The organism is Paeniglutamicibacter gangotriensis Lz1y, from assembly GCF_000348945.1.
Taxonomy (GTDB): Bacteria; Actinomycetota; Actinomycetes; order Actinomycetales; family Micrococcaceae; genus Paeniglutamicibacter; species Paeniglutamicibacter gangotriensis.
The window spans coordinates 43,148-65,886 of sequence record NZ_AOCK01000010.1 but is presented as its reverse complement, the minus strand read 5'-3'; the positions used below and the strand labels follow the sequence as shown (position 1 = coordinate 65,886).

Annotated in this window: 20 protein-coding genes; 10 read left to right on the top strand and 10 right to left on the bottom strand. The window is 63.9% G+C overall.

Annotated elements, in window-relative coordinates:
* The first annotated feature begins 14 nt into the window (after nt 1-14).
* The 4 genes from ADIAG_RS15440 (at nt 15) to ADIAG_RS15425 (ending at nt 4,498) form a co-directional block, all read left to right on the top strand.
* Nucleotides 15-773, top strand: coding sequence for an SDR family oxidoreductase (locus ADIAG_RS15440; protein ID WP_007272352.1), 759 nt, complete (start codon nt 15-17; stop codon nt 771-773).
* A gap of 394 nt (nt 774-1,167) precedes the next feature.
* The gene (locus ADIAG_RS15435; RefSeq protein ID WP_007272351.1) at nt 1,168-2,868 is read left to right on the top strand and encodes a dihydroxy-acid dehydratase; all 1,701 of its coding nucleotides are present in this window, start codon (nt 1,168-1,170) and stop codon (nt 2,866-2,868) included.
* 197 nt (nt 2,869-3,065) lie between these two features.
* Nucleotides 3,066-3,785 carry an SDR family NAD(P)-dependent oxidoreductase gene (locus ADIAG_RS15430; protein ID WP_007272350.1) on the top strand — a complete coding sequence of 240 codons (720 nt, stop codon included), beginning with the start codon at nt 3,066-3,068 and terminating at the stop codon, nt 3,783-3,785.
* Nucleotides 3,786-3,790: 5 nt separating this feature from the next.
* Nucleotides 3,791-4,498 carry a GntR family transcriptional regulator gene (locus ADIAG_RS15425; RefSeq protein WP_083874191.1) on the top strand — a complete coding sequence of 236 codons (708 nt, stop codon included), beginning with the start codon at nt 3,791-3,793 and terminating at the stop codon, nt 4,496-4,498.
* 80 nt (nt 4,499-4,578) lie between these two features.
* Here the strand turns inward: ADIAG_RS15425 and ADIAG_RS15420 are convergent, their stop codons facing one another.
* Nucleotides 4,579-5,571, bottom strand: a complete 993-nt coding sequence (locus ADIAG_RS15420; protein WP_007272348.1) for a D-2-hydroxyacid dehydrogenase — start codon at nt 5,569-5,571, stop codon at nt 4,579-4,581.
* 65 nt (nt 5,572-5,636) lie between these two features.
* Between ADIAG_RS15420 and ADIAG_RS15415 the strand changes: the two genes are divergently transcribed.
* The 6 genes from ADIAG_RS15415 to ADIAG_RS15390 all read left to right on the top strand — a co-directional run bounded on the left by ADIAG_RS15415 (nt 5,637) and on the right by ADIAG_RS15390 (nt 15,368).
* On the top strand, nt 5,637-6,920 hold the full coding sequence (locus tag ADIAG_RS15415; protein ID WP_007272347.1) for an aspartate aminotransferase family protein: 1,284 nt from the start codon (nt 5,637-5,639) through the stop codon (nt 6,918-6,920).
* Nucleotides 6,917-9,889 (top strand): FAD-binding and (Fe-S)-binding domain-containing protein, encoded by a 2,973-nt coding sequence (locus tag ADIAG_RS15410; protein WP_007272346.1) that lies wholly within the window; start codon nt 6,917-6,919, stop codon nt 9,887-9,889. Before ADIAG_RS15415 ends, ADIAG_RS15410 begins: the two co-directional genes overlap by 4 nt.
* The gene (locus tag ADIAG_RS15405; RefSeq protein WP_007272345.1) at nt 9,886-11,376 is read left to right on the top strand and encodes an NAD-dependent succinate-semialdehyde dehydrogenase; all 1,491 of its coding nucleotides are present in this window, start codon (nt 9,886-9,888) and stop codon (nt 11,374-11,376) included. The genes ADIAG_RS15410 and ADIAG_RS15405 overlap by 4 nt, the downstream gene beginning before the upstream one ends.
* Before the next feature lie 83 nt (nt 11,377-11,459).
* A complete protein-coding gene (locus ADIAG_RS15400; RefSeq protein ID WP_007272344.1) occupies nt 11,460-12,944 on the top strand; it encodes a M24 family metallopeptidase in 1,485 nt (494 codons plus the stop codon).
* Entirely contained in the window at nt 12,941-14,170 is a 1,230-nt protein-coding gene (locus tag ADIAG_RS15395) for an aminotransferase-like domain-containing protein (RefSeq protein WP_007272343.1), read from the top strand. The genes ADIAG_RS15400 and ADIAG_RS15395 overlap by 4 nt, the downstream gene beginning before the upstream one ends.
* A 31-nt stretch (nt 14,171-14,201) precedes the next feature.
* A complete protein-coding gene (locus ADIAG_RS15390; protein ID WP_007272342.1) occupies nt 14,202-15,368 on the top strand; it encodes a M20 family metallopeptidase in 1,167 nt (388 codons plus the stop codon).
* A 59-nt stretch (nt 15,369-15,427) separates the two neighbouring features.
* Here the strand turns inward: ADIAG_RS15390 and ADIAG_RS15385 are convergent, their stop codons facing one another.
* The 9 genes from ADIAG_RS15385 to ADIAG_RS15340 form a co-directional block, all read right to left on the bottom strand.
* On the bottom strand, nt 15,428-16,114 hold the full coding sequence (locus ADIAG_RS15385) for a GntR family transcriptional regulator (RefSeq protein WP_007272341.1): 687 nt from the start codon (nt 16,112-16,114) through the stop codon (nt 15,428-15,430).
* A 606-nt stretch (nt 16,115-16,720) separates the two neighbouring features.
* The gene (locus ADIAG_RS15380; RefSeq protein ID WP_007272340.1) at nt 16,721-16,963 is read right to left on the bottom strand and encodes a DUF6953 family protein; all 243 of its coding nucleotides are present in this window, start codon (nt 16,961-16,963) and stop codon (nt 16,721-16,723) included.
* 207 nt (nt 16,964-17,170) lie between these two features.
* Entirely contained in the window at nt 17,171-17,620 is a 450-nt protein-coding gene (locus ADIAG_RS15375) for a molybdenum cofactor biosynthesis protein MoaE (protein WP_007272339.1), read from the bottom strand.
* A complete protein-coding gene (locus ADIAG_RS15370) occupies nt 17,607-18,110 on the bottom strand; it encodes a MogA/MoaB family molybdenum cofactor biosynthesis protein (RefSeq protein ID WP_007272338.1) in 504 nt (167 codons plus the stop codon). Before ADIAG_RS15370 ends, ADIAG_RS15375 begins: the two co-directional genes overlap by 14 nt.
* Nucleotides 18,107-18,649 (bottom strand): cyclic pyranopterin monophosphate synthase MoaC, encoded by a 543-nt coding sequence (gene moaC, locus ADIAG_RS15365; RefSeq protein ID WP_007272337.1) that lies wholly within the window; start codon nt 18,647-18,649, stop codon nt 18,107-18,109. Before moaC ends, ADIAG_RS15370 begins: the two co-directional genes overlap by 4 nt.
* On the bottom strand, nt 18,646-19,902 hold the full coding sequence (locus ADIAG_RS15360) for a molybdopterin molybdotransferase MoeA (protein ID WP_007272336.1): 1,257 nt from the start codon (nt 19,900-19,902) through the stop codon (nt 18,646-18,648). The genes moaC and ADIAG_RS15360 overlap by 4 nt, the downstream gene beginning before the upstream one ends.
* Nucleotides 19,903-20,745: 843 nt before the next feature.
* Nucleotides 20,746-21,066 (bottom strand): HigA family addiction module antitoxin, encoded by a 321-nt coding sequence (locus ADIAG_RS15350; RefSeq protein WP_007272334.1) that lies wholly within the window; start codon nt 21,064-21,066, stop codon nt 20,746-20,748.
* A gap of 37 nt (nt 21,067-21,103) precedes the next feature.
* On the bottom strand, nt 21,104-21,322 hold the full coding sequence (locus tag ADIAG_RS15345) for a type II toxin-antitoxin system RelE/ParE family toxin (RefSeq protein WP_083874189.1): 219 nt from the start codon (nt 21,320-21,322) through the stop codon (nt 21,104-21,106).
* 92 nt (nt 21,323-21,414) lie between these two features.
* Nucleotides 21,415-22,734: a hypothetical protein gene (locus ADIAG_RS15340; RefSeq protein WP_007272333.1), complete on the bottom strand. Its 1,320-nt coding sequence runs from the start codon at nt 22,732-22,734 to the stop codon at nt 21,415-21,417.
* Nucleotides 22,735-22,739 lie beyond the last annotated feature (5 nt).

Here is a 22,739-nt window from a genome sequence, read left to right as displayed (position 1 = left end):
GCGTAGGAACAATCATGAACGATGAAATCACCCCACTCGTAGTAGTTGTCACTGGTGCTGGTTCGGGGATTGGTAAAGCTGTGGCAATACGAATGTTGGCTGCCGGTCACCGCGTGGTCCTCGCCGGACGCCGCGAAGAACCGCTACGGGTCACCGCCGACGGCTCACCTCGGGCGATGGTGGAACCGACGGATGTCACGGTCCCCGAACAGGTGAATCGATTGTTTTCCCGTGCTGTTGAGCGCTGGGGCCGCGTGGACTTGCTGTTCAATAACGCCGGTGTTCCCGGGCCCTCGGCGGGTGTCGACGAGATTGAACCCGAGGACTGGGACGCCGTGGTGGCCTTGAACCTGACGGCAGCAGCGATGTGTGCGCGCGCCGCGATGAAGGTCATGAAGGCGCAACAGCCGCAGGGTGGGCGCATCATCAACAACGGGTCGATCGCTGCCCACACGCCGCGTCCCCAGTCCGTCGCCTATACGGCAACGAAGCATGCCATTACCGGCCTGACGAAATCGATTGAACTGGACGGTCGCGCCCACGGCATCTCGTGCGGTCAAATCGACATCGGCAACACGGCGACGGAATTGGCGGATCGATTCTCGACGGGTCCCGGCGCGCTGCAGCCTGATGGTCGTCGCATGCAGGAACCAACTTTCCCGGTCGAGGAAGCCGCGCGAGCGGTGCAGTTCATGGCTGAGACACCGATGTCGGCCAATGTTTTCTCGCTGGTGATCACCGCGGCCGGCATGCCCTTCGTTGGACGCGGATAAAGGCGAGCACCTTTCCTACGGGCGGGCACTTCACCAAGGCAGGCATGCCCCGGTAGCTGTGGTTCACCCATGCTTCTCGGGCAGTCGGATGTGCCGTGGTGCTATTGACTGCAATGTCCTCCGCGGGGCCCGATACTCACGCAAGATCGATAATTGATCCCGTGAATGCGCCTGTGGTTTCTCATCAGCGACCCGTGTGGGAATGGACGAAAATTCATTTCCTGTACGAGACGCTAACGCAACAGGAAGCCTCGAAATTCGTCTGTAGAACCATATTTTTATAGTCGCGGATTTTCCCGACCAATGCTTTGGAATGGCAACTGATCCCCTGAATTTCAGCTGGTATTCCCACGATATTTCTGTAAGTTTGAATCAATCTAGGCCAGGAGGATGGATGTCACAGCGTGACCTGAACAAGGGTGCCGGAGCCCTGTTTCGCGATGAAGGGCAAGACGGACTGCTGCATCGAGCGTTCCTGCGTGGAGAAGGCTTCACCGAAGAAGAGGTGCGCCGCAGCCCGGTGATCGGCATCGCCAACAGCGCCAGCGAACTGAACCCATGCAATGCGGGTCTCAACGAGCTTGCCGAGCTCGTGAAGGAAGGGATCCGTGAGGCCGGCGGCTTGCCGCTGGAGTTTCCCACCATCTCGATTTCCGAGCCTTTTACCCGCCCAACAAGTCTGTACCTGCGCAACCTGATGTCGATGGATGTCGAGGAGATGATCGGGGCCACGCCAATCGACGGGGTGGTCCTGCTGGGCGGCTGTGACAAGACGATTCCTGCCCAGATCATGGGTGCCCTGAGCGCCAACAAACCTGCGGTGCTGCTCGCGGCAGGACCGCGCCCCGTTTCCTGTTTCAAGAAGAACAAAGAATTTACCGTTGACGATGTCTGGCCACTCTGCGAGGACCGACGGGTGGGGGCGGTCAGCGACGAAGACTGGTTGGCCCTAGAAGGAAAGGTGAACGTCGGGGTCGGAACCTGCAATGTCATGGGAACCGCCACCACCATGGCCGCTATCGCCGAAATGCTGGGTTTCGCCTTGCCTGGTTCGACGTTGCCGGCGGCAAACAGCCCCGAGCGCGCGGAGCTCGCACGGGCCACCGGTCGCCAGATAGTCCAGTCCGTAGCCGCGGAGTTGCTGCCCGCAGATCTGGTGACCGACGAATCCTTAGAAAACGCGTTCAGGGTTGTCTCGGCCCTGGGCGGATCCACCAATGCGGTCATTCACCTCGAGGCGATTGCCGGACGGGCGGGCCTGCGTATCGGCCCCGAACGCTTTGAGTCGTGGTCTGCGAGCACCCCCTATGTGGCCAATGTCAGGCCCAGCGGACAACGCCTCTTGGCTGACTTGGATGATGCAGGCGGCGTCCCGGCCATTGTGCAGCGAATCGGCGAAACGATCCACGGCGGTGTGGTGACGGCAAACGGCAACACCTGGGATCAGGTCCTGGCTGACCAAGAATTCCCCGTCAACGATGCGATCGCACCCGCTGGCGAACCGCTCTCCGAGCGGGGTGCCTTGGTCATGCTCCGCGGAAATCTGGCCCCTCGGGGCGCCGTGTTGAAGGCCGCCGGGGTGCACGATCCCAAACTCAAGGCGCACCGAGGTCGTGCCGTGGTCTTCGATGGCATTGACGACTTGAATACGCGCATTGACGATCCGGATCTCGATGTCGACCAGGACTCCGTCCTGGTCTTGCGCGGCATGGGCGTCTTGGGCGCCCCCGGCATGCCCGAGGTCGGCCACATTCCGATCCCCGCCAAGCTGCACCGCGCGGGGATTCGGGACATGGTCCGGCTCTCGGATGCCCGCATGAGCGGTACCTCCACCGGGACCGTGGTCGTGCATATCACCCCGGAAGCAGCCGCCGGTGGACCGCTGGGGATTTTGGCCACCGGGGACGAGATCGAGCTGGATGCAGCAGCCGGAACGCTGCGCCATTTCCTCTCCGAGGAAGAAATCTCTTCCCGGGTTCCCTTTGCCGCTCCCCCGATTCCGACCCGAGGCATGGGCTGGCTCCACCAACGACATGCCCTGCAGGCGGACGACGGCTGTGACTTCGATTTTCTCCGTGCCACCGGTGTGCAGTAGCTCCAGGATCGCGCGGACCGGTGAGCAGAACGACTGGTTGCAGCGCTTCCCCAGGATCAGGGCGTCAACGGGGGCGCCCGGGCCCGGGCGCCCCCGTTGACGCCCTGCATGACACAGCCCGGACCGGCGGCCCGGGGTGGGCTGACGATCCTCAAACACAATCCTCAAATGACACCCATGGGTGGAAAGGTCCTCACATGAAGAAGGTTGCACTAGTCACCGGAGCCTGCGGCGGTATAGGACAGGCCATTGTCCGAAGGCTCCATGCCGAGGGCTGGGATGTAGCGCTCAACGGATTCAACACCCAGGAATCCGGAAGCCAGGCAGCGCTCGAACTGACCGGAGCAATCTATATAGACGCCGATGTCTCCAGCTCCGCAGAAGCACAGCGAATGGTTCAGGAGACGGTTACGCATTTCGGACGCCTCGACGCAGTCATCAACAATGCTGGCGTCGCCAAACAGATCCCCCATGCCGACCTCGACGCCGTGGACGATGAATTCTGGGATTTCATCATGGCGGTGAACCTCAAGGGGCCTTGGAACATCGCCCGGGCGGCGCGCGCCCACTTGGCCCAGACTCGGGGCCAGATCATCAACAACGCCTCTCTTGCCGGGCTGGTCCCCTCCGGAAGCTCCATCCCCTATGCCGTGAGCAAGGCAGGGCTCTTGCACCTGACGCAATTGCTGGCAAAGTCGTTGGGACCCGAGATCCGGGTCAATGCTGTGGCGCCGGGCTATATCGATACCCCGTTGACCCACGACTGGGCGGAATTGCGAGAATACGTGGCAGAAAATGCCCCGGCCAAACGGCTGGGAAGTCCCGAAGATGTCGCCGAGGTGGTCCACGGGCTTTTGCAGATGGACTACGTCACCGGAACGACGATCCCTGTCGCCGGCGGCCTGCAGCTATTGTGAGGAGCATGATGGACCAAACCACGACACCGGACGGCACCGGCTCAGTGCAGCCGGTCGCAGAGCGCGAATCGGCTTCGGAACGAGTCCGCCGACTGATCCGCACCCAGATCCTGACCGCCCAGCTCAGCCCCGGGGAGATCGTTCTAGAAGCAGAGCTGGCCAAGAATTTCGGTGTGTCCAAGACCCCTGTCCGAGAGGCCCTGCAGATGCTCACCGTGGAGGGGCTGGTGACAGTGTTGCCCCGCAAGGGGTACATGGTGCGCACGCTGAGCATCAACGATGTACGTGATGTGATGGAACTGCGGTTGATCCTGGAACCTCCATTGCTTGCCTCGGCAGCCCGAAATACCAGCGATGAGCTGGTCGCTGAATTGCGCGCCCTGCTGGACCAACAATTCAATCCGGATCTGGATTTGGAGGGACGGGTGCAAGCCGCCAGGGAATTTCATTTAACCTGCGCGCGCGCCTCGCGTAACGCCCGAGCCGCAACGCTGGTGCGGATCCTGACCGATGAAATCAACCGACTCCACCATCTGATGCCGATGGTGGAGGACCATATTTCCTCCGCAACCGAGCGTGCCGCCCATGAAGCGATCCTTGAGTCCATTGCCCGCAGTGACGCAGCGGCCGCGGAGAGCCAAATGCGCGAGCACTTGATCGAATCCAACGCGGCCATGGTCGCGGCTTTTTATGGTGCGGCGTCCTTCTCATAGCAATATGGCTCCGGCCGGTGGACTCGAACCCTACTCATGCCCGCACTTTCTAGGGCATGGAGGCCGACCAGCGACATGCCTTAGACCGTTGCGCTGCTGACGTAGCCACGATCCTTATCCACGATGTTGGCCAGCGGATCGCCTGAGATGTAGGCATCGAGGTTGGCCAGGAATTGGTCGGCCAGGGCGTCGCGCCAACCGTCCACGTCCCCACTGAGGTGCGCCGAGATGTGGACGTTTTCCATAGTCCAGAAGGGGTGCCCCTCCCCCAGCGGTTCCACTGCCACGACATCCAGTGACGCCGCGGCGATCTGTCCGGTACGCAACGCCTCCACCAGTGCGGGTTCGTCCACCAGCGCACCGCGCCCGATATTGACCAGGTGCGCCGAATTTTTCATGGCCGCGAGCACCCCTGCGTTGATGAGGCCCCGCGTCGCTTCGGTCAGCGGTGCAGCAAGCACCACGTGGTCGGCCGCCCCGACATGCGCGGCAAGCTCGGAGGAGGCAAACACCGTGCCGAAGTCGGGGTCCGATTCGCGTGCCGTGCGACCAGCACCCGCCACTTCCATGCCCACGGCCCGCAGCAGCCGTGCTGTTGCCCGCCCGATTCCTCCGGTGCCCACCACGATGACCCGCGAGCCCGCGGTTCGGGTGGGTTCGCGGTGTTTCCAAATCCCCGCTCGTTGCAGGGATTTATTGGCGTGCAGCATTTTGTCTTGGGCCATGATGGAGGCCAGGACGAATTCGGCGATGGGCCCGTCGAAAACCCCGTGGGCGTTGGTCAGCGTCACCGGTGACGCGGCCAGCTCATCAAAGAGCATCGCATCCACTCCAGCGGCAGCGACGTGGACCCAGCGCAGCGCATCCGCGCCCCTCCAGGCGTCGGCGAGCGCCGAGGAAAAGAAGTCCCACATCAACAGCGCATCGGCTCCGGCCAACGCGTGGCCCAGGTCCTGGGCATGAGCCCTGACGATGTCCGCGCGTTGGGCAATGGCCTCGAGGTTGTGTGGATCCTCGATCCCCGGGGCCGTCAGCAGGACCAATTGCGGGCGTGGTTTCTGGTTCAGTGGCATGTCATTCACGCTATCGGCAAAAGGAATTGTTGACAATCTACCAAAGGGGGCCCCACGATGAAGACATGACGACCATGAGCCCCCTTCTCAAGCAAGCGACCCCCGTAGTGGTCGACCACGCCCTCGGATCCTGGATCCACGCAACGGACGGCACCGAATACCTGGACTTCACCACGGGCATCGGGGTCACCAGCACCGGACACTGCCACCCCAAGGTGGTCGCCGCCGCCCGCGAACAATGCGGCAAAATCATCCACGCCCAATACACCACCGTGATGCACCCGCCGCTGCTCGAACTCACCGAGAAACTTGGCGAGAAGCTGCCGGCGTCCATGGACTCGGTGTTCTATGCCAGCACCGGCTCAGAAGCGGTGGAAGCCGGGATGCGGCTCGCCCGCATGGCCACCGGCCGGCCCAATATCGTGGTGTTCCAGGGTGGGTTCCACGGACGCACCGTCGCGGCGGCCTCGATGACCACCGCCGGCACCAAGTTCTCCGCCGGATTCGCCCCACTGATGGCCGGGGTGCACATGTCGGTGTTTCCCTATGCGTACCGCTACGGCTGGGATGAAGACACCGCGGTGAAATTCGCGCTGAAGGAATTGGACTACCTGCTGCTCACCCGCACCGCCCCGAATGAGACAGCAGCGTTCCTGATCGAACCTGCCTTGGGTGACGGAGGCTACCTGCCCACCCCTCCGGCGTTCCTCGAGGGCCTACGCGAACGCGCCACCACGCACGGGATCATGCTGATCCTCGATGAGGTGCAGGCCGGCGTGGGGAGGACCGGGCGCTTCTGGGGTCACCAGCATTCGGCCGCCGTCCCGGACATCCTGCTCACCGCCAAGGGAATAGCCTCCGGCTTCCCCATCTCTGCAATGGCTTCCTCCACCGCGCTGATGTCCAAGGGCTGGCCGGGATCGCAGGGCGGGACCTACGGTGGCAACGCCGTCGCCGCCGCAGCAGCCGTGGCAACTCTTCAGGTGATCGATGAGGAGAACCTGGTGGAAAATGCCCGGATCCGCGGCGACCAGCTGCAGGCAGGCCTCAAGGACATCGCTACCCGCTTCCTCGCCATCGGGGATGTGCGCGGCTGGGGGCTGATGCAAGGCATCGAATTCACCACGGCCGAGGGAACACCCGATGCTGCCACGGCCTCGGCACTGCAACAGGAAACGACCAAGCACGGTCTGCTGACGTTGACCTGCGGACCCAACGGCAACGTGGTCCGTCTGATCCCCGCCCTGACGGTCAGTACCCAGGAGATCGACATGGGCCTGCAGCGCTTCGAAGCCGCGTTGGCTGCGCTCTCTTCCAAGGTTCCGGCTGGGCGGGGCTCTCGTCCATGACCCAGACCCGGATACCGGTCACGGCCGGCAGCGTCACCGAGCTGTTGCGCGCGGAATTGCTCGAGGTCGACACCTCCGCGCGCCGGCTGGCCGAATATTCCTTTGACGCCTCCAACTACCGGGTGCAACCCCTGGGCGTGATCTTCCCGCACGATGCCGCGCAGGTTGCCACGGCCATCAAGGCCTGCCGCGCCACGGATACGGCACTGACCTTTCGTGGCGGCGGGACCTCGATGGCGGGCAACGCCGTGGGACCCGGACTGATCCTGGACTTCTCCCGGCACATGCACGCGCTGCTGGGCCTCGATGCCCAAGCCGGCTGGGTGGACGTGCAGCCGGGCATGGTGCTGGCCAACCTCACCGCCGAGGTCGAGGCCCGCACTGCAGGAAAACTATCCTTCGCCCCCGACCCGTCGTCCAAGACCCGGGCCACCATTGGTGGGTCCATCGGCAACGACGCCTGCGGGAATCATTCGGTGCGCTATGGTCGCACCGGTGCACACGTGATCGAACTCGACGTGATCACCTCCGACGGGGCCAGGCTGACCGCCACGGCCACCGGGATCCACGCCACCGACCCCGATGATGACGCCGCAGTGCACCGCGCCGAGCAGCTCAGCGCTGATCTGGCCGCCCTCGCCCAGGCGAACCTGGGCATCTTCCGCACCGAACTGGGCCGGATCCAACGTCAGGTCTCCGGCTACCAGCTCGAACACCTGTTACCGGAGAAGGGCTTCAACATTGCCCGGGTGTTGGTCGGCACCGAGGGGACCTGCGCCGTGGTGGTGCGCGCACGTATGTCCCTGGTGCCTAAACCGGCCAGCGCGCTGCTGCTCTGTGTCGGCTACCCGGATGTGGTGCAGGCCGCCGAAGACATCGAGGCCATCCTGGAATTCTCCCCGGCCGCCGTTGAAGGCATTGACGAGTCGATCGTGGCCACCATGCGGGCACGTCGCGGCGAGGACTCGGTCATGGGTCTGCCCGAGGGCCAGGCCTGGCTGTACATCGACCTGGACGGGGACGATCCCACCGACCTGCAGCACCGGGCCGAGCAATTACTGGCGGCCCTGCGCGGTTCCGGGCGCATGATCGACGGGCGCACGGTCCCCGACCCAACCGAGCGGGCCTCGCTCTGGCGGGTCCGCGAGGACGGTGCTGGGCTTTCGGCCCGACTGCACACCGGAGGGGAATCCTGGCCCGGTTGGGAAGATTCCGCTGTGGCCCCGGAACGCTTGGCAGACTACCTGGCCGAGTTCCGTGAGCTGCTGGCCCTGCACGGGCTGCATGGAGTGATGTACGGGCACTTCGGCGCCGGCTGCATGCACGTGCGCATTACCTACGACCTGCGCAGCGCCGAGGGACGGAAGGTCTTCCGCGACTTCACCGCCGCCGCGGCGGCCCTGGTGGTGGCCCACGACGGCTCACTTTCCGGAGAACACGGGGACGGGCGGGCCCGCTCCGAATTCCTGCCCCTGATGTACTCCCCCGCCATGCTGGGCGCCTTCGAATCCTTCCGCGCCATCTGGGACCCGGCGGCGGTGCTGAACCCCGGGGTGCTGACCAAGCCAGATGCCTTCGACACCCAGCTGCTGTTGGCCGGGGTCCCGGCGCGTCAATGGCGCACCAGTTTCGACTTGCAACCCAAGGCCGACCCCGGGCACGGGATTGATCCGTTTGTTCACGCGGTCCAGGGCTGCATCGGCGTGGGCCGCTGCCGCTCGGACAGCGGCGGGGTCATGTGCCCCAGCTTCCGTGCCACCGGGGATGAGAAGGATTCCACCCGCGGGCGGGCCCGCGTGCTCCAGGAAATGGTCCGCGGTGCGCTCAGCGTCAAGGATGGCTGGAAATCAATGGACGCCAAGGAAGCCTTGGATCTCTGTCTGTCGTGCAAGGCCTGCGCCAGTGACTGCCCCACCGGGGTGGACATGGCCACCTACAAGTCAGAGTTCCTCTCCCATCACTACCGGCACCGGTTGCGCCCACGCTCGCATTATTCGTTGGGTTGGCTGCCGCGCTGGCTCAAGCTCACCGCGTACATCGCCCCATTGGTCAACGCGGTGCTCGGCTCCCCGCTGGGCAAGCTCATCTCCGCCGCCGGCGGGCTCAGCACCCAACGCTCATTACCGCGCTTCGCCTCCGGTGCCGCCTGGCGCCGCGAGGTCGATGCGGCCCTGGGCACGACCTCAGATACCAACGGCAAACCGGTGGTGCTCTTTGTTGATACCTTCACCCGCGGTTTCAGGCCCGAGGTCGCCGGGGCTGCGGCCCGGGTGCTGGCCGACACCGGTGCACCGGTAAGCTGCGCCGCCGATGCCTGCTGCGGGCTGACCTACATCTCCACCGGGCAGCTTTCCATCGCCAAGCGGCTGCTGGAAGGTGCGGTGCGGGTGCTAGATGACGGATCCGATGTCCCCATTGTGGTGGTGGAGCCCAGCTGCGCCGCGGCGCTGTCCAAGGATCTACCCGAACTGATCCACACCGAGGCCGCCCGACGGGTGTCCTCGCGGATCCGCAGCTTCGCCGGACACCTGTCGGGGCTGGCCGCCGAGAGCTGGACACCAAACCCTGCAACCCCACTGCCGGATTCCGTGGTGCTGCAGACCCACTGCCACGAATATTCGGTCTTCGGTGCCAAGATCCAATCGGCGGCCTTGGCTTCTCTGGGCGTCGGCAACGTCGTGGAGGCCACCGGCTGTTGTGGGGTCGCGGGCAACTTCGGGTTCGAAGCCCAGCACTACGAGACCAGCATGCGCGTCGCCGACCAGGCCCTGGCCCCGGCACTGCGCGCCAACCCTGGCCCGGCACCGGTGCTCAGCGATGGCTTCTCCTGCACCATGGCCATCAAACAACTGACCCCGGACAGACCCGCGCTGCACCTGGCCCAACTACTGGACCCCGGGAACCGGACAACACCTCACTCACCCCAACACCCAGACACCTCGTCCACCGACTCGAAGGAGCAACCATGAACACCCAGGGAATATCCACTCTCTCCACCGATGCATCCCGGAACGTGCTCGAGTCGCTGCACACCGGACTGCACCTCAACGGCCAGTGGAGCGAATCAGCCTCCGGCGAGCGCTTCGAGATCGTGAACCCGGCCACCGAGGAAGTCATCACCACTGTCGCCAACGGCAACGCTGCCGATGCGCGCCGCGCCATCGAGGCAGCCGGGGCCGCCCAGGCCCAGTGGGCCAAGAGCGCCCCGCGTTTCCGCTCCGAGATCCTGCGCCGGGCCTATGAGCTGATCATGGCCAGGCAGGATCAGCTGGCGCTGCTGATGACCACGGAGATGGGCAAGCCACTGGCCGAGGCCCGCGGCGAGGTCGCCTACGCGGCAGAATTCTTCCGCTGGTTCTCCGAGGAGGCGGTACGCATCGGCGGGAACCAGACCACCACCGGGGACGGCGCCAACCGAATCTTGGTCAGCAAGGAACCGGTGGGCCCGTGCGTGCTGATTACCCCATGGAACTTCCCACTGGCGATGGGTACCCGGAAGATCGGCCCGGCGATCGCCGCCGGCTGCACCATGGTGCTCAAACCGGCCAGCCTCACCCCGCTGTCCTCGCTCGCGCTGGTCGACATCCTGATCGAGGCCGGGCTACCGGACGGTGTGCTGAACGTGGTCACTACCAAGGACCCCGGGGCGGTGGTCGGTGCTTGGTTGGGTTCAGGCATTGCCCGCAAGCTCAGCTTCACCGGTTCCACCGCGGTGGGCGTGAACCTGCTCGAGCAGGCGGCACAGCATGTCATGCGCACCTCCATGGAGCTCGGTGGCAACGCCCCGTTGATCGTCTTCGGGGATGCCGACCTGGAGGTCGCCGTGGACGGCGCAGTGGCCGCGAAGATGCGCAATATGGGTGAGGCCTGTACAGCGGCCAACCGCATCTTCGTGCATTCCTCACTGGCCGAGGAATTCTCGGACAAGCTGGCGCAGCGCCTGGGCGCACTGGTCGTTGGTGATGGTGCTGCCGACGGTACCGACGTCGGACCCTTGGTGGAGCCCAAGGCCTTGGACAAGGTCGAGTCGCTGGTGGCCGACGCGGTGGCCAAGGGCGCGCGGGTGCTCTGCGGCGGCAACCGACCCGAAGGCGCCGGCTACTTCTACGCTCCGACGGTACTGGCAGGGGTCAGCCCGGATGCTCAGATGATGCATCAGGAGATCTTCGGTCCGGTGGCCGCAGTGGTGTCCTTCGAGACCGAGGATGAAGTGGTGGCCCTGGCCAATGACACCCCGTGGGGGTTGGCCGGTTACCTGTTCACTCAGGATTTGGACCGCGCCTTCCGTGTGGGTGAGGCACTGCAGGTGGGCATGGTGGGGCTGAATACCGGGATCGTGTCGAATCCCGCCGCTCCGTTTGGTGGGGTCAAGGCCTCGGGGCTGGGTCGCGAGGGCGGCACCACGGGCATCGAGGAATTCCTTGAAACCAAATACATGTCCATGCCAAGGCGCTGAGCCCAAGGGTCGCACCCTTGTCAGTGCTCTGCGTCACAACATATGATTGTCAACAATCTACGAAGGATTTTTAAGGAGTCTGAATGGAACAAGTGGGCGTTGCACCAATGCTCTTCACCACCGAGGAGTATGCCGCGCGCTTGGGAGCGGCACGGGTACGCATGACCGAGCAGGGACTGAGCGCACTGATCGTCACCGATCCGGCAAATATCTACTATCTGACCGGCTACAACGCCTGGTCCTACTACACCCCGCAGCTGGTTTTTGTCCCGCTGGAAGGTGAGATGATCCTGTTCACCCGGGAGATGGACGCCAACGGTGCCTTCCGCACCACCTGGCTGCCACCCGAGAGCATTGTCGGCTACCCCGAACGCTATGTGCACCGCCCACACTTGCACCCCTTCGACTGGGTGGCCTACGCCTTGCGCGCCCGCTACCTGATTGCCCCGGCTGCCAAGGGTTGTGTGGGCCTGGAAATGGATGCACACTTTTTCTCCCCCAAGGGCTACCGGTCTCTAGTCAACGCGCTGCCCGAGTGGACTCTGGTGGACTGCTTCGAGCTGGTCAACTGGGTCCGCGCCATCAAGTCTCCGACGGAGATCCAGCTGATGCACCAGGCCGCGGTGTTCACCAACCTGGCCATGCACGCGGCCCAGGACGCCATCGAGGTCGGTGCCCGCCAATGCGACGTTGCCGCGGCCATCAGCCAGGCGCAAATCCTGGGTACCGCGGAGGCTGGCGGAGACTACCCGGCGATCGTCCCGATGCTGCCCACCGGCGAGTCCGCTGACACCCCGCACTTGACGTGGAACGACAAGCGCCTGCAACCCAATGAGGCGATGATCGTGGAATTGGCCGGGGCCTACCACCGCTACCATGTGCCGATGGCGCGGACCTTCATGCCCGGCAAACCCACCCCGCAGCTGACCCACCTGGCCGGGGCCACCGACCACGCGCTGGCAGCGGTCCTGGAGACGGTGGCACCGGGGATTCCCGTACAAGAGCTCTCTCAGGTCTTCAACCGGACCTTATTTGAATACGGATATGAGAAGGCCTCACGGATCGGCTATTCGATCGGGGTGGGATACCCACCGGACTGGGGCGAGCGCACCATCTCCCTGCGCAGTGAGGACACCACGATCCTGCAGGAGAACATGACCTTCCACCTGATGTGCGGCATGTGGATGGAAGGCTACGGCTACGAAGTCTCGGAAGCGATCCGGGTCACCGACACCGGGGTGGAGACCTTCACCGCCTTCCCCCGCGGGCTGGTGCCCGCAGGAAAGGCCGGTGCCGCAGCATCCGAATCCATCACGCTGCTGGGCAACCCCGGGGAGCGTGCCGTGCCCGGCGGACCCGGACTGGATGCACTCCCGCAACCTGTCACCGAGCCGCGCCGCCCCGCCACCGAACGCTTCGGCTTCACCAACCCCGATGAGGACACCATGACCGGGTCCTTACGGATCGTTCCGCGCAACGCGGAGCGCGCCGATAGGGACCCCGCCGGGCCACCCGTGGCTCCCGTGATACCTACCACCACCAATCCCACCCAGGAGGAGACACCATGAGCACCCTGAACCTTCCGCTGGCCGGCCGTACCAGCAACCTGGTGGGCTCCGTGATCGACTCGAGCACCTCGTTGTTAGCGGCACAGAAACACGATGTGGTCCGCTTCGCGATGGGTGCCCCGGCGGCCGAGTTTGTCCCAGTGAACCTCTTCAACCAGATCGCCGGCAGCGTGCTGGATGCTTCCTCCTACACCTACGGGGCCTCGGAGGGTGAGCCACGACTGATCTCCGCACTGCTGGACTACCTGGCCACGACCGCAGAGCCCAGCAGCGCCGAGCGGATCAGCATCACTTCCGGCGGGATGCAGGGCCTGGATATTGCCTGCAAGCTGTTTGTGGATCCGGGTGACCTGGTGGTCGTGGAATCTCCCACCTACACCAACGGTTCGGCCACGGCCCTGAGCTACGGTGCCGAGCTGCTCGAGGTCCCGATGGATGAGGACGGCATGGACGTCGAGGCTCTCGAGGAGTTGGTGGCTGCGACCGGCCGCACCCCCAAAGCGATCTACACCATCCCCAATTTCCAGAACCCCTCCGGCACCACACTCTCGGTGCAACGCCGGATACGCATCATCGAGTTGGCCCGCCGCTGGGGAGCGGTGATCATTGATGATGACCCGTACGGGCTGCTGCGCTTCGCCGGAGAGGATCTGCCCGGCTTCCGACAGCTGAGCAACAACGACCCACTGGTGTTTAGTGTGCGCACGTTCTCCAAGATCCTTGCCCCCGGGCTGCGCGTGGGCTGGATCGACGCCGACCCGTCACTGCGCTACCTGATCATCAACGCCAAACAAGCCATGGACACCTGCACCAACGTCCCGGCCCAACACGTGGTGACCGAATTCCTGCGCCAAGGAATCCTTGACGAGCACCTGGCAAAGTTGCGCATCGAGTACCGCTCCCGCCGCGACGCGATGGCAGCCAGCCTCGAAAAGCATCTGGCCGGCAGGATTACCACCACGCACCCCGATGGCGGGTTCTTCCTGTGGGTCACGCTGATCGGAGAAGATGCCCGGGTCGATAGTCAGCGGTTGTTCGAGATCGCGTTGGCCGAGGGTGTGGCATTCATTCCGGGCCCGGCGTTGTCGGCCGGCGGCCGGTTCTCCGATGCCTTCCGCCTCTGTTTCGCTTCCACCGGGGAAGAACGCACCGATATCGGGGTCCAGCGCCTGGCCAAGGCGTTGGACATGGCCTTGGCCGAGACGAACGCCAAGGCGCGTTCCTGAGGTGGAGACCCAAAATTCAGCAGATCACCTGATGAAAATTGATGTGGACGCGTTGACGGCGTTGACCATCAAGCTGGTGGACGCTGGCGGGGAGAATCCCGGCGGCACCGAAGCCGCGACGATCCAGGTGCTGGTCAAGCAGGCCCGGAAACTGGGCTTGGAGGTCAGTACCCGGGAGGTGGCACCGGGACGACCTAACGTGTTCATCACGTTGCCCGGCGGCACCGCACCTGGGCTGCTCTTTTTGGGGCACTCCGATGTGGTCCCGGCCGGGGACGGCTGGGACCATGATCCCTTCGATGCCCGGGTGGAAGGCGACCGTTTGTACGGTCGCGGGTCCACCGATATGAAGGGCGGGCTGGCGGCGGTGCTCACCGCCATGGGTCTGCTGCGCGATTCAGGTGAATCCTTGGCAGGGCCACTCACCTTGGCCTGCACGGTGGATGAAGAGGAACACGGTGCAGGGATCCGTGATCTGGTGGCCGAGGGGTTGGAATACGAATACGCCGCCTGTGTGGTCGCCGAGCCCACCGATCTGGAAACTGTCATCGCCTGCCGCGGGGATTCGTACCTGGAAATTGAGGTCGCCGGCCGCGCGGCCCACTCCGGACGTCCCGACGACGGGCGCAATGCCATCAACGCGGCGGTGCGGATCTGTAATCTGATCACGGCCGACCAAGAGAAGCTGGCTATGCGCACCGATCCGCTGCTGGGGCATGGAACCTGGAACGTGGGCTTGATCTCCGGCGGACGTAGCACCTCCATGGTGGCGCCCGACGCCCGGCTGTCCGTAGACCGCCGACTGATGCCCGGCGAGGACACCACGGTGATCCGCGAACAGTTGTTAGAAGAGATCTCCGCGGCCGGCATCGACAGCGACGGCATCGAGGTCACCGCCCGCACCACTATGGAAATGCCCGGTTTCCGCACCGATCCCGATCATCCGCTGGTGGCCGCCATGTTGAGGTCGACCAAGGCCGCGGAAGTTTCTTCACCGGTCACCGGTTGGACTGCGTCTTGCGATGGAGGATTCATTGCCCGGGATCTGGGAATACCCACCATTGTGTTTGGACCCGGGGGTCTGAACGACCAGGCGCACCAACCCAACGAGTCGGTCTCAGTTCAAGAATTGGTGGCTGCAGTGCACATCTTTGTGCTGTTGGCCCGGGATCTATTGGGAGGTGGCGAGGACTCTTAGGGTTCCTGCGGACCAGCGACACAGCGACCCAGAAAGATGGCGTCGCTTGCGGGTTGGGATCAGCGGAGGTCGATCTTTCCTGCCGCTTCAAGGGGGTCCAGCAGTTGGGCAATTGCGCTGTCCATGTGGTCGGCAAGGGCTTTGTGCAGCTCGGGCACATCGGCGTCGATGATCGCTTGGGCGATGCGCCGGTGTTCGGCGACCCGGTCCTCCAGCGGGTATTCGGCCTGTTCCAGTGCCGCTAGGCACATCTTAGTTTCGGTCACCAATGTGGCGTGTACGCGGGTGAGCCGCGGGCTGTCGGCCAGGCGCACCATAGCCTCGTGGAAGGAGATGTCGATCCGGCTAATGGCTTCCGGCTCGCCGCCGAGCGCTTCCATCTGCGCAACGATTCCGAGCAGTTCGGCTCCGGCCGGCTTGTTGGTGTGGTCGACCTCGATGATCTTCAGCGCGGCGCCTCTCTCGACGGCGGTGCGGGTGAGATAGATGTCGGTGATGTCCGCCTGGCTGAACTGCGCGACAAACAGTCCGCGGTTGCGGATGCTGACCAGTAGGCCTTCCTGAGTGAGGCGTTGCATGGCTTCACGCAACGGCCCGCGGCTGACGCCCAGCCGTCCCGCCAGATCGGCTTCGCCCAGCTGTGCTCCGGGCCCAAATTCACCGTTGCCGATCGCCGTGCGAATTTTACGCGCGATGATGGCAGGTGTTGATTCCTGCTTGAGCGGCTCGAGGCTCGATGTGGCCATGCTGGCGTTCCTCACTGGCGATAAATTGTCTTGATGCAGACAATCCTACAACCTTGAGGGCACGAGGTCCCGAAGTCGGCGGATACGGGAGATTTCCAACTGTTTAGTGCTCTCATATAGGGCGGTCAAGCGACCACTCAGGGCACTTTGATGAGAATCCTCAAGAGCAAACGTGCCAATCATTCATCCCCGGGACGATGACGAACTGCCGAGGTGAGCGCGACAGTTTGTAGTGACGGCAGCGAGGTTCTCCCTAGGGACGGAGAAACAGATCGGGTACCGTCTGGGTGCCGCAGACGATGCAGCGCACTGTCAGCGCAGACCCTGCGTGTGCCAATCCCTGTGCAACTGCTGGGTATCATAGGACACCATCGCTCCGCACCGCTCGCATACGGGCATGCTTCCTGACCTCGTGTTGAAGCGGTAACCGCCAAGCCTGGCGGGGGTGTCGAGGCCTAAGAATTTTTGTACGCTGGAAAAAAGACTCATATCTCCATCATGACACGTCGGAACGGCTATTTCGAAAAAGAAACCGGGACAAACGGGCAGCAAAAAGGCCGCCGGTAGATCCTGCGGCCGGCAGCCTCTCACTGGTTCTGGCTCATGCTAGCTGGCGTCGACGACGCTCCAGCAACGTTCCTCACGGTTCCAGACCACCGAGGCATCGCGCAGCTTGCGCAGGGACTTCAGGACGTCGCGGTTGATGGCCGGGTGCCCGTTTTCGTTGGTGTAGACCCACTCGTCGCCAAAGGTCTCCGCGATGCGCGGCACGATGGCTTCTTGGTAGACGTTCTTTTCTTTGTGGATCGCATCAAGGATCCACTGGGCAATATCTGGTGCATTGGTCATCTACTTAGGGTACTAGTGCGCGGGACGCACCGCACAACGCCACCATCTTGGGAGATCGTTTTTACCGTCCGAGGACACCGCAATGCGCGCTGGCCCGGTTGCTGCTTCCAGACAAAACGTCCGGACGCCTAGGATTCGGGCGTCTCAGGGAACAACGCCCTCATGCAGATGGTGTGGTGTCCGAAACTGTGGACTAGGCCTCACGTCCTACGCGCTGCCGACCCATTCAACCTCGCCGTCGGCGAAGAACTGTTCCTTCCACACCGGGACGTGGGCCTTGACGGTCTCCACCAGGTCGCGGCAGGCGTCAAAGGCCGCTCCGCGGTGGGCCGATGCTGCTGCGGCTATCAGTGCGGCGTCGCCGATCTGTAGCTCCCCCACCCGGTGTGCTGCCCAGAGCCGGGTTCCCGGGTGCCTCGCAGCAACCTCGGTGACCAGCTCGGTGATGCGCGTCGGGGCGTTGGGGTGGGCGCTGTAGGTCAATTTCAGGACATCGCGGCCGCCGTCGTGGTTGCGCACGATCCCGCCGAAGCTCACCACCGCGCCGGTGTGCGCCGATTCCACGGCGTTCCATGCGGTTTCGGCGTCGATCGGAGTGTCGCTGATTCCAGCATGCACCACCTCGCCGGGTATCTGGTGGGGATCAGTGGTGGGCATGGGTGCCCTCGAGCTGGTCGCAGATGTGGTTCAGCAGGGGTTCGAGTACGGAGAGTCCGTCCATGACTCCGGAGGGGGAACCGGGCAGGTTCACGATGAAGGTCTCCCCCGAGACTCCTGCGTGTCCGCGGCTCAACGCCGCCATGGGGGTCTTTTCCCGGCCGGCGGCGCGCAGCGCCTCCATGATCCCGGGGATCATCCGGTCCAGCAGCGGCTCGGTCTGCTCGGGGGTCACGTCATCGTGGCTCAGTCCGGTGCCGCCGGAGGTGATGATGACGCTCGGCTTGGTCAGCAGCAGCGCGCTCAGCGTGGCCCCCACGGCCGGGCCGTCGGGCACGATGACCGCGGGGCTCACGTCGAAGTCCTGCTCCTGGAGCCAGTCGGTGATCACCGGGGCGCTGGCGTCCTCGTAGAGGCCCAGGGCGGCACGGGTGGACGAGATCAGGATGGCTGCCTTGCGCGGGGCAGGGCGGGGTTCACAGGCGCTCATGCGCGTATTTCTCCTTCGGGGTTTTCATGTTGTTGCGGGGCAATGTCCCAGGAACCGGACTTGCCTCCCGACTTGGCCAGCACCCGCATATCGGTGATGCTCGCGTGCTTGTCGACGGCCTTGATCATGTCATACAGGGCCAGGGCCGCGGTGGACACGGCGGTCAGCGCCTCCATTTCCACCCCGGTGACACCGCGGGTCTTCACGGTGGCTAGGATCCGCACGCGATCCGCGGCACCCAGCTCGAAGTCGACGGTGACCTTGGAGATCGGCAGCGGGTGGCAGAGCGGGATCAGCTCTGAGGTCTTTTTGGCCCCCATGATCCCGGCGATCCGGGCCACGGCGAGCGCGTCTCCCTTGGGCATCCCGGAGCTGGTGATCAGCGCCAGGACTTCGGTGGTGGTGTGGACAAAGGCCTCGGCGGTGGCTTCGCGGCTGGTCTCGGCCTTAGCCGAGACATCAACCATGTGGGCGCTGCCGTCGGCGCGCACATGTGAGAGTTTGCCCGGAACATCTCCCGGTGGTGTGTGTGGGCTCATGAGCCATCTCCAATGATCAGGACCTGCACGTCGCTTCCGGCGGGCAGGGTAGTGGTGTTCTCGTCAATGAGCAGGAAGGCGTCGCTTGCGGCCAATGCCGCGAGCAGGTGCGAGGAAGCCCCGCCCAGCGGGGTGAAGCCGCCGTTGGCAAAGGTGCCGCGGCGGATCTGCACCTTGCCTTCCAGGGAATCCAGGTATTCGGTCAGCGTTGCGGTGGTCTGGATGCGTGTCGGCAGCCCCAAGACGGCGGCAAGCACCGGGCGCAGGAACATTTCAAAGGAAACATAGGCGCTAACCGGGTTGCCCGGCAGGGCGACGAAGGGCACCGGGCTGGTGCCGGGCAAGGCCAGGGTGCCGGCACCCTGGGGTCCGCCGGGCTGCATGGCTACCGATCCGAAGTCGATCCCGTGATCGGCAAGGACCTCCTTGACCACGTCGAAGGCGCCCTGGGAGATCCCCCCGCTGCTGAGCACCAGCTGGTACTCCTGCTCCCCCGCAGCCAAGGCCGAAGCCAGTGAGCGGGAAAAGTGCTCGGGCGAGTCATCAAGGACCCCTGCGGTGTCCACTTGGCATCCGGCCGTGCGCAGGCATTCACGCAGCAGCGTGGTGTTGGCGTCGTGGATCTGCCCGGGCCCTAGCTGTGCACCGGGTGCCACGAGTTCATCCCCGGTGGAGAGCAGCAATACCCGGGGCGCGGCAAGTACTTCCACAGTCTCGACGCCGAGCCCCGCCAGAAGGCCCAAGGCTGTGGGACCCAGCCGCGTTCCTGCCTTCACTACCACCGCGCCTTCGGCGATGTCGCTGCCCAGGGTGCGTACATAAGCGCCTTCAGCACTCGACCCCGGCACCTTCACCTTGAAGCCCGCAGCGATTTGGTGCTCGGTGGGAAACGCGTCGGGTACAGCTGCTTCGATGGGCACAACGGTGTTGGAGCCGACGGGCATCGGAGCACCGGTCATGATCGGGGCGGCGGTGCCGCGTTCCAGTGCGGGGGCAGTCTGCCCGGCCGCGATGGGGGCAACGACCCGCAGCGGGCCCGTGCCCAGGTCGCCCGAGTGCACGGCGTACCCGTCCATTTGGGAGTTATCCCAGGGCGGCAGCGCACGCGGGGCCACCAGGTCCGAGGCTAGGGTGCCGCCCAACGCATCGTCCAGTGCCACCGGTTCGCTGCTCAGGGTTCGCAGGCCGGGACCGAGCAACGCCTCGATGGCATCTTGATGCTCGGCGACACTGCGGCGGAAGGGAGATGTCATGGCAACCATCCTAGGCCGCAATTGGAGCCGGTGGCTGCTTCGGTGCTCCGGAGAAGGACCGCGAGCAGGTGGGTAGCAGCTCGGTGGGGTTGTCGCGGCCCACCGGTAGGAACGAAGCCCAGTCCATTGCCCAACGCCACCGTCCTGCCCTGCAGGATGCAGCACCGTACACCGTCAAAGACATTGGGCAGTTACAACAGCGACGCGTCTTTTCAACTTCCATATGGTCAGCTGCATAGGGCAGGGAGTCCAACATGGTGATCACAAGTGTCGATCTCGACCTGAAGTGACGGTGAGCGAGCCAGGGTGCTCACTGGCGGGAAGTCGAATCGCGCCATCCTCGACCTCGCATTGCGCCGACTGATCGCCTCGAAGCAGAATGGCACGATGATTGAGGGCATCTCCGCCTCGAGTGATCTTGAGTCCGAGATCGGCTCGACGGTCGTTGCTCCGCCCCACACCGTGACGGATGATCCGGGCGGCAACTCCGTCTCGGTCCTACGCGCGTCAGGTGCTGCATGCATTCCTGCACGACTGCGGCACAGTGAGCGCGGGCCATCGGATCTCTTTGCAACCCGCCCTCCGCAGGTCCTGGAGTTCCGCCACAGTACCCGGAATGCCGATGAGGACACCGCCTGGAGCATGTTCGCTCCACCACAGTGGGGATGATGAGCACGTTTGCATACGGCCGCCTCGCTCAGCGACTCACCCGCGGCGCTCCACCCCGCGGACATCTGTACGTCGGTGACCCCAGCGGGATGTCATCGTGGTTGAAAATCGGAGCCGTTGGTCCTAGATCTCGTAGGTCGCGCCCATTCCGAACCAGACGACGGGAATGCTCGGTCAGGGAACTTTCAACGGCGTGATCGCTGCAACTTTGTCGCGCAGGGTCCGGAGCTTGAGCCGCAGCTCGTAGTTGGACTGCAAGTTCATCCAGAATTCTTCCGAGGTGCCGAAGTACCGTGCGAGACGGATCGCCGTGTCGGCGGTGATGCCCCGCTTGCCGTGTACGATCTCGTTGATTCGACGTGTGGGCACGAAGATCGACACAGCCAGCTTGTTCCGGGTGAGCCCGAGCTCCTCAATGAAGTCTTCCCTCAGGATCTCCCCCGGGTGCATCGGCTCGATCAAGTCCGTCTCAGGGGTAATCAACGCGTTCGACATCTTCCGCGCTTCCTTATTTCCAGACGACACAAAGACGCTATTGCAAGTTCACGCGGATGCTGTGCCGACCGCGACGGTCACCGGCCAACCGCTCCACGTGGATGCCAGGCGGGATGCGAAGATCCTCCACATCCTTCGCCGCATGGATCAGCTCGAGCTTCCGCGGTGCCGTTCGCTGCACCGTTCGGTCGATGCGTTTGACGTACTGCGCATGCCAGATCCGCTCGGTGTTCCTGTTTCCGAACGATCTGATCACGAGAACGGTTTATAACAAGATCCGCCAAGAACGATTGGTGCTTAACCTAACCTCCACCGCGTTAGGCAATTGAATAACCTCTGATGCACCGGCTAGTTCTCGACCGGTTGTTCAGTGTCGAGATCAGTCCCGCCGGCTGACTGTTCGCCGCGCTTCTTCCTCTTGAACAGCCCTGCGACGTTCCCGCCGACCGAGCCCGCCGTACCGGCGATGGCGCCGCCGATGCCCTTGACCTTGCTGAGTGCTTGCGGCTCATCCGGTATCCCGTCCCCGTCGATGTCCACACTCCGAAACGGGCGCGTCACCGAACCGGCGGCGCTTGCCACGCCGGTACCCACTGCGACAGCCCCCGTCGCGACACCGCCACCAACGGTGCTGGCAGTATCGGAGATCCAGTTTCCTGTCACCTTCGCTGCGTCTTCCAATGCAGCGAGAGCCCGGTTCGATTCGTCCTCTCCGTCATGGGTGTCAGGCTTCGCTTTGGCAGTGACCGCCAAATATGCGGGGAACTCGCTTGGGGCATCAGCAAACGCGGCTCTGGCTGCGACGATGACGTCTCGACCGAACACGAAGCGTGTGACCCCTCCAGCCAAGGCCCCAACTCCATATTCGATCGTTGCCTGCTGCTTTCCGCTCAAGTTCTCGCGCACGGTGTCCAGCTGACCCGTTTGCATGGTCCGAACCAAACTCTGTGCTGCTCCTCCAGGGAGCGTGTCCGCGAGCGTGCTCGCCCAATGGGACCAGTCCGTGCGGCCAGCTGCGATCCTGTTGCCGACGCCGACAACACCTTCGGAGGAGACCTTCGAGAGGTCCGTAGCCATCGTCGCGATCTGCTGCTGACTAACGCGTTCGTTCGACAACCCATAAACAAGGGCATGAGCTTGGTCTTGGTCGAGGTCCATTCCGTGAATGTCTGCTATTGCGAGTCCGAAGATGGCGGTTAGTTCGAACTGCAGTTGTTCATCGCCAGCAGGGAGGAGCGCCGCTGCTCGCAGAGCGCCGTTCTTCGCGGTGCCCAGCGCCATGTTCTTTGCAGCTTGCTTCGCGGCTTGTTTCGCGGCTTGTTTTGCAGCAATCTTCACAGCTTCTTTGCCGGTCTTCTTGGCAGCCTGTTGACCTGCACTTTTGACACCAGCTGCAGCTGCCCCGACACCCGGAATCATCGCGATGCCGACATCCGCCGCAATCACGCCCGCGGTGATGACGGCACCGGCGGTTGTGATCGACGTACCATAGTGACGCTCGAGCATCTGGATCACTTCAGCGGGGGTGGCCTCCGGATGCCGGCGGCGAATCCTCATGATGTATTTGCGAGCGATCGAATGACGAGCGCTGACGGCCTTCGCAATGTCAAGCGCTGCGTCGTCGTCGACCAGCTCCGCTTCCATCGTGATGGTCTCGATATCGGCCATCGTTT

Bases quoted from the DNA above. Each gene is read 5' to 3' on its own strand.
- ADIAG_RS15440 (WP_007272352.1), top strand. From the start codon at position 15: ATGAACGATGAAATCACCCCACTCGTAGTAGTTGTCACTGGTGCTGGT.
- ADIAG_RS15435 (WP_007272351.1), top strand. From the start codon at position 1,168: ATGTCACAGCGTGACCTGAACAAGGGTGCCGGAGCCCTGTTTCGCGAT.
- ADIAG_RS15430 (WP_007272350.1), top strand. From the start codon at position 3,066: ATGAAGAAGGTTGCACTAGTCACCGGAGCCTGCGGCGGTATAGGACAG.
- ADIAG_RS15425 (WP_083874191.1), top strand. From the start codon at position 3,791: ATGATGGACCAAACCACGACACCGGACGGCACCGGCTCAGTGCAGCCG.
- ADIAG_RS15420 (WP_007272348.1), bottom strand. From the start codon at position 5,571: ATGCCACTGAACCAGAAACCACGCCCGCAATTGGTCCTGCTGACGGCC.
- ADIAG_RS15415 (WP_007272347.1), top strand. From the start codon at position 5,637: ATGACGACCATGAGCCCCCTTCTCAAGCAAGCGACCCCCGTAGTGGTC.
- ADIAG_RS15410 (WP_007272346.1), top strand. From the start codon at position 6,917: ATGACCCAGACCCGGATACCGGTCACGGCCGGCAGCGTCACCGAGCTG.
- ADIAG_RS15405 (WP_007272345.1), top strand. From the start codon at position 9,886: ATGAACACCCAGGGAATATCCACTCTCTCCACCGATGCATCCCGGAAC.
- ADIAG_RS15400 (WP_007272344.1), top strand. From the start codon at position 11,460: ATGGAACAAGTGGGCGTTGCACCAATGCTCTTCACCACCGAGGAGTAT.
- ADIAG_RS15395 (WP_007272343.1), top strand. From the start codon at position 12,941: ATGAGCACCCTGAACCTTCCGCTGGCCGGCCGTACCAGCAACCTGGTG.
- ADIAG_RS15390 (WP_007272342.1), top strand. From the start codon at position 14,202: ATGAAAATTGATGTGGACGCGTTGACGGCGTTGACCATCAAGCTGGTG.
- ADIAG_RS15385 (WP_007272341.1), bottom strand. From the start codon at position 16,114: ATGGCCACATCGAGCCTCGAGCCGCTCAAGCAGGAATCAACACCTGCC.
- ADIAG_RS15380 (WP_007272340.1), bottom strand. From the start codon at position 16,963: ATGACCAATGCACCAGATATTGCCCAGTGGATCCTTGATGCGATCCAC.
- ADIAG_RS15375 (WP_007272339.1), bottom strand. From the start codon at position 17,620: ATGCCCACCACTGATCCCCACCAGATACCCGGCGAGGTGGTGCATGCT.
- ADIAG_RS15370 (WP_007272338.1), bottom strand. From the start codon at position 18,110: ATGAGCGCCTGTGAACCCCGCCCTGCCCCGCGCAAGGCAGCCATCCTG.
- moaC (WP_007272337.1), bottom strand. From the start codon at position 18,649: ATGAGCCCACACACACCACCGGGAGATGTTCCGGGCAAACTCTCACAT.
- ADIAG_RS15360 (WP_007272336.1), bottom strand. From the start codon at position 19,902: ATGACATCTCCCTTCCGCCGCAGTGTCGCCGAGCATCAAGATGCCATC.
- ADIAG_RS15350 (WP_007272334.1), bottom strand. From the start codon at position 21,066: ATGTCGAACGCGTTGATTACCCCTGAGACGGACTTGATCGAGCCGATG.
- ADIAG_RS15340 (WP_007272333.1), bottom strand. From the start codon at position 22,734: ATGGCCGATATCGAGACCATCACGATGGAAGCGGAGCTGGTCGACGAC.